At 39.6% G+C, this 14031-nt stretch carries 10 protein-coding genes; 4 read left to right on the forward strand and 6 right to left on the reverse strand.

Translation table 11 applies throughout. The features are described 5' to 3' along the window. Nucleotides 1-83 precede the first annotated feature (83 nt). The 3 genes from PVK63_RS05805 to PVK63_RS05815 are packed head-to-tail and all read left to right on the forward strand — an operon-like array spanning nt 84 to nt 4812. Entirely contained in the window at nt 84-2294 is a 2211-nt protein-coding gene (locus PVK63_RS05805; RefSeq protein ID WP_274440024.1) for a TonB-dependent receptor plug domain-containing protein, read from the forward strand. 2 nt (nt 2295-2296) lie between these two features. Then, nucleotides 2297-2878, forward strand: coding sequence for a YfiR family protein (locus PVK63_RS05810; RefSeq protein ID WP_274440026.1), 582 nt, complete (start codon nt 2297-2299; stop codon nt 2876-2878). After that, nucleotides 2875-4812, forward strand: a complete 1938-nt coding sequence (locus PVK63_RS05815) for a diguanylate cyclase domain-containing protein (RefSeq protein WP_274440027.1) — start codon at nt 2875-2877, stop codon at nt 4810-4812. Before PVK63_RS05810 ends, PVK63_RS05815 begins: the two co-directional genes overlap by 4 nt. A gap of 22 nt (nt 4813-4834) precedes the next feature. Here PVK63_RS05815 and PVK63_RS05820 read toward each other — a convergent pair whose 3' ends face one another. Both PVK63_RS05820 and PVK63_RS05825 read right to left on the reverse strand, forming a co-directional pair. After that, nucleotides 4835-6136: a diguanylate cyclase domain-containing protein gene (locus tag PVK63_RS05820; RefSeq protein WP_274440029.1), complete on the reverse strand. Its 1302-nt coding sequence runs from the start codon at nt 6134-6136 to the stop codon at nt 4835-4837. A 146-nt stretch (nt 6137-6282) separates the two neighbouring features. Continuing rightward, entirely contained in the window at nt 6283-7173 is an 891-nt protein-coding gene (locus PVK63_RS05825; RefSeq protein ID WP_165367112.1) for a LysR family transcriptional regulator, read from the reverse strand. A gap of 164 nt (nt 7174-7337) precedes the next feature. Between PVK63_RS05825 and PVK63_RS05830 the strand changes: the two genes are divergently transcribed. Next, on the forward strand, nt 7338-8057 hold the full coding sequence (locus PVK63_RS05830; RefSeq protein WP_130087920.1) for an SDR family oxidoreductase: 720 nt from the start codon (nt 7338-7340) through the stop codon (nt 8055-8057). 136 nt (nt 8058-8193) lie between these two features. Here PVK63_RS05830 and PVK63_RS05835 read toward each other — a convergent pair whose 3' ends face one another. The 4 genes from PVK63_RS05835 to PVK63_RS05850 form a co-directional block, all read right to left on the reverse strand. Continuing rightward, complete coding sequence (locus PVK63_RS05835; protein ID WP_130045962.1) at nt 8194-8610, reverse strand: VF530 family DNA-binding protein; 417 nt, start codon at nt 8608-8610, stop codon at nt 8194-8196. A 198-nt stretch (nt 8611-8808) separates the two neighbouring features. Continuing rightward, entirely contained in the window at nt 8809-11871 is a 3063-nt protein-coding gene (locus tag PVK63_RS05840) for an efflux RND transporter permease subunit (RefSeq protein ID WP_130087919.1), read from the reverse strand. Continuing rightward, entirely contained in the window at nt 11871-12932 is a 1062-nt protein-coding gene (locus PVK63_RS05845) for an efflux RND transporter periplasmic adaptor subunit (protein ID WP_130087918.1), read from the reverse strand. The genes PVK63_RS05840 and PVK63_RS05845 overlap by 1 nt, the downstream gene beginning before the upstream one ends. After that, nucleotides 12932-14005, reverse strand: coding sequence for an efflux RND transporter periplasmic adaptor subunit (locus tag PVK63_RS05850; RefSeq protein WP_130087917.1), 1074 nt, complete (start codon nt 14003-14005; stop codon nt 12932-12934). The genes PVK63_RS05845 and PVK63_RS05850 overlap by 1 nt, the downstream gene beginning before the upstream one ends. Nucleotides 14006-14031 lie beyond the last annotated feature (26 nt).

A 14031-nucleotide genomic window follows, 5' to 3' on the forward strand; every position in this document is an offset into this window, starting at 1 on the left:
TATAAGAATTGAATCAAAATATACGAAATGGGTATTTACTTAGTGCCGTTCATTCATTCTTTATATGTAGTGTGTTAGATATTATGTTGATTCTTCCTAGAGCCTCACTCCTATATGCTGTATGTGTCTTCGTGTCTTTTTCTGCAGTTGCAAACATAGAGCAAGAGTTTGATGAGCTTGATGCGCTGTTAAATATGCCTTTAGATTCACTCACTGAAACAAAAGTTGTTACCGCAACCAAAACCTCTTTAAGCTTGTCGGACGTCCCTGCATCTGTTCATGTTATTACCTCAAAAGAGATTGAACGTTCTAGTGCTCGCTCAATTGCCGATGTCCTTATTCTTGCTCCCGGTCTTCATGTCGCTAAATTCTCAGATTATGACTGGACAGTCTCTGCTCGTAGTAAAAACCAAGGTGAAAACAACACACTATTAGTAATGATTGATGGAAGAAGTACCGTCAACCCGATGTACTCTGGTGTTAATTGGGATACCTTGCCCGTAAGCTTAGATAATATTGACCGCATTGAAGTCGTCTTAGGATCAGTTGGCACCATATGGGGAGGCAACGCGGTTAATGGTGTTATTAATATCATCACAAAAGATGCAGAAAATGCGCCAAAAGCTCAAGTGAGTGCAGCGGTAGGTAATTTCGATTATAAAGAATTTAAAGCGCATCACAGTGGTCAGATAAATGACTATACCCATTTATCTGGCTATATCGAATCTTTACAACACTCCCCCTTTACCGATAAAGACCCTATCTTTAATGAACTTCGCCACTTAAAAGTATTAACCGAACGTTTTGGGATGCGTGCTGACTACCAAAACCAACAAAACACCGTTTCAATGCAATTTGGCGGGATCCGCTCTCGTGAAGATTATCAATGGTTGCAATACACGCCTGCTTTTTTAGACCCAGCATCACATCAAAATGATTACGATGCTTTCTTTACTGAAATGAACTCTCAAGAGCTCTTTGCTGGCTTTCAATATTTACATGACAAACTGGATGGCGACCAATGGGAAAATCAACTTTGGCTCACTCACAGTGAATCAGACGGTACCAATGAACCCGCCAGTTTTACACGTTTAGATTTAGATACTCGATACACGTTTAATACTCAAGATTTTGGGTCGCTAACCATTGGAGCCAACGCTCGTATTATTGATGAAGAATACGCTCAATTCACAGAAAAAGAACAATACTTTTCGCCTTATATTCGCACAATTGAAGAGCATGAATTCTTAAACCAAAGTTATGGTATTTATACAAACTGGAGCATTAACGTAACTGACAGCACAGAAGTTACCCTTGGCAATCGCATACAATATGCAAACATTACCGAAGAGTGGTATTCACAACCACAAGTGCGTGCACTGCAAAAGTTAACGGATAATCAACGTCTATGGGCAGGCTGGGGTCGCGCAGTGATTACGCCTTCTCGCTTAGAGTTAGATACTCAGTTTCAAGAAAACTACTCTTGTAGTTCATGTGGTTATTATGACCCTGCAACAGGCAGCGTTTATGACAAGCCTGTAAATGGTACGATAGGCCCTGTTGATTATCTTCAAGCCTATAAATATTTAGGTAATCGTGATCTAGAAATGGAATCCATTGATACGTATGAAATTGGATATCGTTATTGGCAAGACAATCAATTCCAATTAAGTATGAGTTTATTTTACAGCCAACATGATAATGTTCGAGCTTATAAAAACCTTGGTGGCTATGTTTATACATCATCTGCTGGCTCTGATACTTCAATTGGAACTGTAATTCATGATATGTATGCCCAACTAATCGACCCACTCTCCCAAGAAACCATGGGCGGAGAAATCAGCGCTCAGTGGAAACCCATTGATGTACTGCAAGTTAACGCTAATTACAGCTACAAAACCATTAAAGGGGATTGTACTGGGTCTATCTGTGGCTCAAATGACTTACCTGTTTTAGATCTAGAAAATACTCCAAGCCATTATGCCACTTTGCATATTATGTGGGACATCCATCCAACGGTTTGGGTCTCCTCTGTTGTTAACTATGTTTCAGCATCAGAACCTGATGAAGCGCTTATTGAAGCCTATAAAGGTTATGGTGATGACTACTTAGTATGGCCCGAGATCATCACTCTTGATATGTCGGTTAACTGGCAGCACAAACCAACATGGCCAAGCATAAAAGTCAGCGCAGAAAACCTAGGCAGCGATCAACTAAAAGAATACCCAGAGCAATATGGCCCCTTTGCTAATGGTACCCAATACTACGCTGAAATCAGCTGGAACTTCATATAGCTATGCTAAATACAAAAGCACAGGCAAGTTCATTTAACTCTTTATTTTACAGCTTACGTTGTAAAATCATGGGCTGCCTGTTGCTTTTACTTATCGGTTTTCCTCTAAAAGCAAATGATAACAACATTCAAGATCATAACCTAAAAGCGGTTTATCTGTTCCGATTTGCTTTTTTAACCACCTGGGGTGAGTTTACCCCAGCTAATAAACAATTCAATTTTTGCTCAGCCGCAGAATTGGAGACGAGTAATACCTTACAAACACTCATAGAAAAAAAACCTGAACGAGCAAAATTCACACCGTACACCTCCATAAAAGAACTAGAGAAAGAAACTTGCCATCTCATTTATCTTTCAACTCAAAGCTCTAGTGTCATTCAGCAATTAAAAACGACGCAACCACACGCACTGCTTATTGGTGACGGGAAGCCATTTGTTCAATCTGGCGGAATGATTGCATTTATTAAAGTAAACAACAGAATTAAACCTTTGATCAGTTTAAATAATATTAAGCCAACCGGGCTATCTATTCGTTCGCAACTGCTTTCAGTGTCAGAAATAGCAACCAATGAGGATAAATTATGATTCATCATTGGTTTAGTGCATTACCGTTGCGTAAAAAAGTTATTTACCCAATTTGGACGTTATTAACATTAAGTACCATCATTCTTGGTGCTAGTGTCGCGCATTTTGTCGGTATTACTCACAGTGCTAATTTATATACGAGAACGTCCATTCTTGCCCAAGGGATCGCGAGCAACCTGTCTGGTGCTTTAATTTTTAATGATCAAGAAACGGGGTTAGACCAAATGAATGCCCTCTCTTTTGACCCAGAAATCATTGCTGCTCACGTTGAACATATAAATAATGAGCCCTTTGCAAAACTGGATAATTTACCAGAAAGCTGTCAGTGGAAAGGTAAAACCATTCATTGCTCTGACTCTGTTTTCTTTGCTGTGACCCATCCAATTACACTAGATAATGAACATCTTGGTAATCTAACGGTATGGGCATCCAAAGATAATATGTTTAAACAGCGTAATCAGATCATCGTTATTTTCTTAGTTACCTCAATAATACTGTCTGTTTTAGCGCTTATTTTTGCCCAGGGATTACACAAACTAATTGCCACGCCTTTGTTGTCTTTATTTTATTCAATGCAAGGGGTTATTAAGAAAGGGGTTACCAATAAACGCCTTGATGTTTTACACCCAGATGAAATAGGCATGGTGACTCACTGCTTTAATGAAATGCTCGATAACCTTAGTCATCGAGATGATTTATTGACTCAAGCATTCCAAAGTTTGGAGGATAAAAACCACTATATTAATCAAGTTCTTGACTCTATAGAGCAAGGTTTAATCGTCATTTCACCGAGTAAAGAAATTACCTATTACAACCCTGCTGCCCATCTGCTTTTTCCAGAGATTGGTAATCAAAGCTATAATAATAATGGTTCTTTAACGCCTAACTGCATACTGCATGAGTTTGAGCCAAGCGCACGTATCAACGAATTATTACAACATATTGAACAGCATAAGCGTTTGTTACCCGTTATTATCCGCCATCAACTTACTGGTGTACGCTATCAAATTTCATCATACCCAATTTCAGGTGAACAACACTCATTACTGCATATTGAAGACATCACTACACGCTATGCTGCAGAGCAACGTCAACGATTAGCCGAAACCATTTTTGACCAGAACCCAAGCTCTGTTATCGTTCTTTTACGCGACATGAGCGTTGAAACAAAAAATACGGCCTTTATTCGTTATTTTGGTGATATCAATAAATTAAACCAATTAGTTGTTCGCCACCCTGTTAAATTTTCTTATCGCATCTTAAAGCAATTACTCACTCGTGGTTCTTTTCAAATCAAAACCGATGTGTCTAGCAACGGAGAGTGGCTACCTTGCTTAATCACAATTAAAATCATTAAAAATAGCGAAAACAAAGTAGAATCTTTTGTTGTTTCCATTAATGATAAAACACAAGATGTAAAATTAAAGCAATTGAGATTTGAAGCGAATCATGACGCATTAACACATTTAGCCAATAGGCAGAATGCTCATCAAACTCTTCTTAAATATCAACAAAGTAATACACCGGTTTATATTTTATTTCTTGATTTAGATGGCTTTAAAGCCGTGAATGATACTTATGGTCACCAGTGTGGTGATGACCTACTTAAGATAATTGCACAACGATTAAAAAATAGCGTCTCTAAAGATGATTTAGTGGCCCGTTTAGCGGGTGATGAATTCTTATTAGCATTTACTTTGACAAATGATGAAGAAAAAACGCATAACCACATACATACCGTTTTAAATCGAATTTTAGATACGATAAATCAACCAATCATAATTAATCATTGTGAACCGGTAATCTCAGCAAGTATTGGGGTGTATTATTGGAAAGCAGATGAAAACGTAAGTGTTAAAGCGGCACTTAATAAAGCAGATAAAGCCATGTACTGCGCGAAAGTATCAGGAAAAAATCGATACCATATCGCTTAATGGTATCGATATCATTTACTCTTTAATCACTCTCTCTTTTAAGCATAGAGGGAGTGAATTCAGAACAAGTTGTCCCTTCCTCTTTTTTCGCTTCATACATTGCAATATCTGCGTACTTAATCAACTCCTCTCCATGCTTCCCATGATCAGGATAAATAGCGACACCCATACTCAGCGATATACTCATAGGTTCAGATCCTATAATGATTGGAGAGGTAAACTGGTCTTGTAACTTTGATGATAATCTCTTCACGCCAGAATGTTGAGCAATCTCTTGACCTATAATTAAAAACTCATCGCCCCCTAATCGATATACATTATCTCTTCGTCGTACCGCTTTAACCAACAACTGCGAAGTTTTAATCAGAACCTCATCACCAACATCATGACCAAGCGTATCATTAATCTCTTTAAATTTATTTAAATCAATAAAATAGATTGCAACCTTAGAATGAGTTCGTTCAGCGTGTTGCAGCGCATACTGAAGATCTTCATTCACCATTGTTCTATTTTTAAGTCCAGTCAACTCATCATGATGCGCTTTATAAGTTAACGCTTCTGTTTTTTCATGGACAATTTCATTCATTTTAAAGAAAGCAGATAATAGGTTGCCCATCTCATTTTGTTCAACGATGTCGGCAATATCTAATTTTTCACCTTGTTGCATTTTTTTAGTACTAGAAAGTAATAAATGAAGGGGATCAAACAAATTTCGCTTCATAAAAAAGAGAGTCGCAATGGCTAAAAAAGCCAAAAATACCATTTGTAGTTTAATGAAGGTCACTAACTTACTGCGATTTTCTTTATAATCACCCTTACGCTTTTCTAATAATATAAGCTCAATATTAATGAACTGAGTTAAGTCTTTTCTCAAATCATCCATATACGCTTTGCCTTTGTCTTCTCTGACAATAACGAGCGCTTGAGCCTGTTGGTTATTTTGCGCTAATTCAATTGTTTCTTTTAACTCATCGAACTTCAGTTGCATCACTTCGGAAAGATGATCAAGGGCAGCTTGCTGATCTTTGTTATTTCTAGTCAGTTGGTATAAATATTCTAAGATGTTTCGGGCTTCTGATTCCCCCATATAATATGGCTGAAGATAGCTGACGTTATGGGTTAATAAAAAGCCCCTTTGCCCCGTCTCGGCATCTTTAAGACTACTGAGTAGTTTTTCTGAATTTGTTATTACATCATGAGTATGAATAACCCATTCAAGTTTTTTATCACCATAGGCCTCTAACTTAAATGTCAGAATTGAACTGGTAATAGATACTGAAAACAGCACCAATAAATATAACGCTAGCTTTAATCGAACACTCATATCATCCATGACCTTTTACTGCGAACCACTATAGTGAATAGTAGACGTTATAAGAAAAAATGCCAAAACTCTTTTTAATAAATGGCTCAATATCAACCTTTAGAGGTAATAAATTTATTAATCGCTCAGTTAACGTATTAAAGTAACTAAGGCTGACAAGCTTTCGCTATAAACTCAATAAAGGTTCTTAATCGTTTGGGTTGATAACGGTCACGATGATAAAGGGCTGAAAAGTCGACACTTGGTATCCCCCACTCCTCAAATACTTGCTCAAGCTTGTTATCATCTAACTCTTGCTGACAATAAATTAGTGGAACACGAATAATCCCATTACCTGCTAGCGCACCAGACACCAATACACGACCATTTTTACACTGTAAATTACCTTTCACGGTAACGTCATAATGCTCTTTATTTTTAAGAGATTGAAAATGCCATTTTCGTACCGACCCCGTTAAACAATGATGTTGATTCAGCTCTTTTGGGTGAGTCGGCCTTCCACGTTGAGCCAAATAAGAGGGGCTTGCTAATGTTCCCATTTCAATATTCAACAGCTTTTTAGCGACAAATCCTGAATCTTCAAGGGCTCCCATACGAAACGCAATATCAAACTCTTCTTCGATTAAATCAACACGGTTACTACTGAAATCTAAACTCACCGATACATCAGGATATTGCTGCATAAAATCATTTACTAGCTCAGCAAGAAACACCTCACCTAAATAACCACCAACACAGTTTATTTTTATCTCTCCTTGCACTTTTTCGACATCATCTACAGCAGATAACAACGCTTGGTCTATAGTATGAAGAGCTTGTTCACATTGATGATAAAAATGCTTTCCGGCCTCTGTTAAACGAAGCGTGCGCGTTGTTCGTATTAATAAAGTCACGCTCATCTGTTTTTCTAAGCTACTTATTTGGCGTGATACGTGCGAACGAGAAACATCAAGCGTTTCAGCAGCTTTAGTAAAGTTACCCAAACGAGCAATAAGAACAAACGAGCGAATATCAGTAAGGTTAATGTGATTGATCATAATAGTGGTTCAATAGTTATCGACGCTCTATTGTTGCAGTACAGCAACAGAGTTTCAAGTAAACGACTATATATCAACAATACAAGTCACAGTAATATATCTCCATCGCAACGAAGCAGGGCTCTGACTTCGATTGTTCATTGAATTTATTAAGGAAATAGAAGATGAAAAAATTAGTTGTTATTACAGGTGCAAGCTCTGGTATTGGTGAAGCAATCGCTCGTCGTTTAAGCGATGAAGGTCATCCTCTGCTGCTTCTTGCTCGTCGTATTGACCGTCTTGAAGCGCTTAACTTACCAAACTCTCTATCTGTAAAAGTAGATGTAACAGACAAAGACTCTTTTGATGCTGCAATCGCTCAGGGTGAAGCAAAATTCGGCCCTGTTGATGCGCTAATCAACAACGCAGGCGCTATGCTTCTTGGTCAAATCGACACTCAAGATGCACAAGAGTGGAAGAGAATGTTTGATGTGAACGTTATCGGCCTTCTAAATGGTATGCAAGCGGTTTTAGCACCTATGATGGCGCGTAACACGGGTACTATTATCAATATCAGCTCTATTGCTGGTAAGAAGACATTCCCAAACCATGCGGCTTACTGCGGTACTAAGTTTGCGGTTCACGCTATCTCTGAAAACGTACGTGAAGAAGTGGCTTTATCAAACGTCCGTGTTACAACTATTGCACCGGGTGCAGTTGAAACTGAACTTCTGTCTCACACCTCTTCTCAAGAGATTAAACACGGCTATGGTGAGTGGAAAGAAAACATGGGCGGCGTATTAGCTGCTGACGATATCGCACGCGCAGTGTCTTTTGCTTACCAACAACCTCAAAACGTATGTATCCGTGAGATTGCACTGGCTCCTACTAAGCAGCAACCATAGTAGGTACTAACTTACTTAGCGAAATCATCGTTAAATATTAAATACAAAAAAGCCAAACTTGGATTACCCAGTTTGGCTTTTTTATTTCTAGCGAGAAACCATCTTCAATTAACAGCCGTTCATTTAGCTATAATGATTAACGGCGGTAGTTACCACCACGATTAGAAGTACGTTCTTTATGAGCAGATGCCGCTTTTGCTTGTGATTTTAAAATCGAATCTACCGTCAATTCCATTGGCTCTTTTGGCTCAAGACCGTGTGGGAAAGTACGTGAACGTGGCGGCTTATCAAACTCAAGATTAGACGCACGTGGCATACGCTTAAAACGGTATAAGTAGAAGTTTTCTAACTTCTCTCTCGCCCATTCTGTTTTCTTCAAGTATTTAACACTACTCGCAATCGACGGGTTAGTGTTAAAGCAATTCAAACGCATTGCAGTATCTAGAATTTCCCAACCGTAAAAATCAACCAACTCTTGCAGTAAGGTTTCTAACTTAAGACCGTGTAATGGGTTGTTTTGTTGCAGTTCAATTCTTTCTTCATCAGTCATCATAACGAATATCCTAAGTGTTAGTTGTTCAAACAGGGTGAATAGGCGGCGAATTATACAGGGTTATCACTCAAAATATAGTATTAACCCGTGAAATATAAGTAACTATCTTTAGGGTGATTATAACGTAAAAAACCAACCACAATAACCCTAAGGCCATTGTGATTGGTGAGTAAAAATAAACTCAAAGACAGTATTTATTTATGCGTGGTTTGGTGCTGGCTTAATCTTAAATAAAATCGCGTACATTACTGGCACTACAATCAAAGTAAGGATGGTCGCAAAACCTAAACCCGCCATAATCGTAATAGCCATTGAGCTAAAGAACGCATCAAACAATAATGGAATAAGCCCTAGTATTGTCGTTAACGCCGCCATACTCACAGGACGAACACGACTGATCGCACTGTCCACTATCGCAATGTACGGATCTTTTCCTGAGGTCAATTCAATGTTGATTTGATCAAGCAACACAATCCCGTTTTTCAAAATCATACCACTTAAACTTAATAACCCTAAGAACGCGGTAAAGCTAAACGGCATATTGGTACTCAATAAACCAAACGCCACACCAATGATAGAAAGCGGAACCGTAAACCAAATCACTAACGGCTTTTTAAACGAGTTAAACAGCAGCATAGTGATGATAAACATGAACAAGTAACCCATTGGCAATGAACCAAATAGAGACTCTTGTGCATCTTTTGATGATTCATATTCACCACCCCATGTAATTTCATACCCTTCTGGTAACGGCATCTCCAACACTTTTGGTTGAACACGCGCTAACAAACTAGCAGGCGTATCATCACTTAATAAATCATGATCAGCCATTACCGTAATGGTACGTTTTCTGTCGCGACGCTGGATAAGAGGTTCACTCCAATCTAGGTTCACGCCATCAATCACCTGGTCTACTGGAATGTAGCTTTGCAATGATGGGCTCCAGATCTTCACGTTTTGCAGTGATTCAAAATCCACACGCTCTACTTCTGGCAAACGCGCCACAATCGGCAATGTATGTGTACCATCACGCAGCATTCCTAATGTATTACCACCAAATGCCATTTGCAGCGTATTTGATAAGTCTTCTTTTGAGATCCCTAAACGACGCGCTTTCGACTCATTAAACTCAGGCGTTAGTTCTTTAGTACGTTCACGCCAATCATGTCGAATGTTTCTTGAGCCTGAATCCGTCGCTAGAATGTCTTCAACATCGGCCGCTAAATCACGCAAGATTTGAGGATCTGGCCCTGAAATACGCACTTCAATCTTAGACGCTGGCGAAGGACCAAATTCCATCATTTTGAATTGGAAGGTAGGCTTCTCAAAGCGCTTATCTAATGAGTTGGTTAGGTTTTCTAACAAGCTAAACATTGATTCGCGATCCGTCGTTCGGATCTGAAATTGTGCATACGCTTCATAGCTTTTTTCTGGTTGGTAAGTTAGCGCAAAACGCTGCATACCTTGACCAATCGACGCTGATACAAACTCAATGTTATCTTGCTTATTAATATAGCTCTCAACCGCTTCTGATTGCTTAATTGTCTCACGAATATCAGTGCCTTCTGGCATCCACATATCCACGTAAAACATTGGCGTGTTTGATGCAGGGAAGAATTGCTGCTTCACATTACCAAACGCCATTACCGCAACGACAAGTAAACCCACTAGTGAGATAACCGTTACCCAACGGAAGCGTAAAGCCAACTTAAGTGATGAACCAAACGCAGTAAATAAGAACCCTTTGTATGCGTCTTCTTCTTCACCTGTGTTTTTATCTTCTTCTTTCAATAACAAGTCAGCTAAGAATGGCGTGATTGTAATAGCCGTTACCCAACTTAAAAACAGTGAGTAACACAACACCCAATACAAGTCGCCCATGAACTCGCCAGTGGCATCTTCAGACAGACCAATCGGAGCAAATGCGGCAATCGCGATCACTGTTGCGCCCAATAAAGGCCACTGTGTTTGTTTTACAATGTCCGCAGCTGCTTGAACCTTGGTGCGTCCTTTTTTGAGACCAACTAAAATCCCCTCAACCACTACAATGGCATTATCTACCAGCATCCCTAGCGCAATAATTAATGCACCCAATGAGATACGGTGAAGGTCAATGTTGTTGTAGCTCATTAAGATAAACGTGCCGAATACGGTCAGTAGTAACACCACACCAATAATTAGGCCGCTTCGCATACCCATAGCGAACAGTAGAACCACAATAACAATCGCGACCGCTTCACCTAAGCTGATAATAAAATCACGAACTGACGTATCGACTTCTTGCGCTTGGTTATAGAAATAACTTAACTCAAGTCCCGCAGGTTTGATCGATTCTAGATAGGCTAATTCGTCTTGTACACGTTGACCAACTTCAACCACGTTTACACCAGAAGCGAACGATAAACCGATATTTAACGCATCTTTCCCGTTAAATCGGATCACATTGCTTGGTTTCTCTTGCGTGCCACGGCTAATGGTTGCGACGTCTTTTAAACGAATTAGATTGCCCGTATCACGACCATGAATAATCAAATCTTCTAACGATTCAATCGTGGTTAACGTACCGCTTGGACGAATGGTCAAGCTCTCACCATTCACCAAGACTTCACCCGCCTGCACCACGTTATTTTGTTGGTTTAATAGGCCGGCCACGGTGTTCATGTCTAGGTTCAGTGCCGCTAAGCGATCGAGAGAGATCTCAACAAACAGCATTTCTTGTTGATCGCCCGCGATAGAGACTTTACCTACGCCATCAATCAGTTCTAATTCGCGCGTTAATGTGTCGGCATAACGTTTTAACTCAACATAGTTATAATCGTCACCCGTTAGCATCATCATTACGCCAAACACGTCACCAAAATCATCAATGATCTGTAAAGATTGAACCCCTTGAGGAAGAGTTGGTTTCAAATCATTAATTTTACGACGCATTTCATCCCAGATCTGTGGCAACTCATCTGGACCGTAATCCATCTTCATGCTCACCATGATCTGTGACATTCCATTAGAGGAGGTCGATGTAATTTTATCGATGTAAGGTAATTTACGGATCGCTTTTTCTAACGGATACGTTAACTCTTCTTCTACTTCTTTTGAGGTTGCCCCCGGATAAGTAGAAATAATCATCGCATCTTTAATCGTAAAAGCAGGATCTTCTAAACGACCTAAATCTAAGAATGAGGTGATACCACCAATAGTTAAAATAACAATGAATAGCCAGCTAATGACTTTGTTTTTTATCGAATATTCAGCAATGTTCATTATTGTTGATTCTCCACTAACGTTACTTCTTTGCCTTCACGTAATTTTCGTAAACTTGAGTTGGCAAGAACATCACCTTGAGTAATACCAGAAGCCACAATTGCTCCTTCACCGTTTATTTGGCGAATGGTTACTGGTACTTTGATTGCTTGTCCATCACGTATGATCCAAACATAAAACTGACCTGCTTTTTGGCCTGCTTGCAATACCGTCACTGGTACATGGTAGCCATCAATTGAGGTTATTCCGGCTTCTACCATGTCCACATTCACCGTGGCACTGGTACCAGGCAAAATCTCAATACTCGGTTGAGGCATGGTTAAGTACATCTCATAGGTTTGAGTTTGCGCACTCGGCTCACTAGTGTGCTCTAAATACTCCATAGAATAAGAGTCTGATAAACCTACAAATGTGGTCATTGGATGATAAGAGTCTCGATTGGTTTCAGGGTTTATCATCGCTAACACGTTATCTGACAGATCAATACGTACGTACACTTTATCGTTTTGGTACAAATTAAGAATAGGCTCGCCTGCCGCTGCGCGTTCAAACTGCTCTTTATAAACATCAAGCACTTTGCCGTTAAATGGTGCAACAAGATGAGTATAAGTTAACTGATTTTTAGCTGAACGATATGTCGCTTGAGCCAATTCTCTATTCGCAAATAACTCGTCTAATTCTGCTTTTGAAATCATTTCACGGCGGTTCAATTCTTTACCACGTTGGTACTGTTTTGACGCGAGTGTGTATTGTGCTTTCGCATCATTTACCGCTTGTTTTGCTTTACTGTTTTCTAGTTTTGCAATGATCTGGCCTTGTTTAACCACATCTCCCGCTTTAACTAAGACCTCTTGGATCTCACCGGTAACGCGAAACGCAATAGGGGTTTGCTCAGCAGGAACCACTTGACCTTTAAAAGAGCGAAATTGTTGGGTCACAGGCGAACCAACTGTAAAGCCAGAGATATAAAGTGGTTCACTGGTTTCAGTTACCGTTTCTTCTTGGCAACCCGTTAGCATAAAGAGGCTCAGTACCAATAATGAATATAATGAACGCTTCATTAAATACCTTCCTCACGCTGCCATGCTTTTACTGTTTGACCTTCAACAAGGCTATCAACGCCGGCAATCACAACATAATCATTCGCGTTTAGGCCTGATATCACCAACCCTTGCTCGTTTAACGGTAACGTCGCTTTAGTGACGGTGTTTGTTTCTTCATTCATTAACCACACTTGCCCTTGGTTGGTGTTTTTACTTACCCACGCACTTTGGGGAAGTTGCAAATAATCAGAGCTTTTCTGTTTGGGAATATGAACTTGTCCCGTCATGCCCGTTAATAAATTGCGCCCTTCAGGCAAGGCCATCGTTACAATCGCTTCATAACTGTTCGTGTCTAAATTAGGCTGCGTTGAGATCTCTTTAAATCTACCATTAATTTGATTGTTAGGCTCATTATCCATGGTTACCCACATATCACTGCTAATTAATGCAGGAATAGAAACTGAGTCTACGTAGCTAATAGGTAAGGTTACCGACACATCCAATGTTGTGTTATCAATCAGGTTTAAGATCTCTTGCTTCTCACCCACAATTTGATGTGGTTTTACATAGGTATACGAAATAATTCCCGAGAACGGCGCGTGAATTTCGGTATAACTTAAATCTGTTTTTGCTTGCTCAAAGTTTGCCAATGCCGCTTGGTATTGCGTTTCACGTTGGTCATAATCATTGGTGCTGATTAGCTTCTTACTGTACAAACTCTTAGCGCGGTTCCATTGTGTCTTCGCTAGTGAGAACTGTGCTTTCGCTGCATCCCATGCCAGTTGTAAATCATTTGGATCCAGTGATGCCAATAACTCACCTTTAGTTACCGCTTGTCCCATTTTTACTTTGATATCAGAGACTTCACCACCTACTTGAAATGACAACTGTGCTCGATACGTAGCGTCAATGCGTGCAAGGAACGCATCAGAATCAGCAACAGCGAGATCTTTTACCGACAATAGTTTTACAGGCTTAACTGTCATATCTGTTGTTTCAGATATAGCTTTTTCACAACCAGTTAGCATTCCTGACAGACTTAATGCCATTACAGCACCTAGGAATGTGCGCTTTATATTTAGTTTTCGCACAAGTATCTCCACTCATATTATTTATT

Source organism: Aliivibrio sp. S2TY2 (assembly GCF_028765525.1).
GTDB lineage: Bacteria > Pseudomonadota > Gammaproteobacteria > Enterobacterales > Vibrionaceae > Aliivibrio > Aliivibrio finisterrensis_A.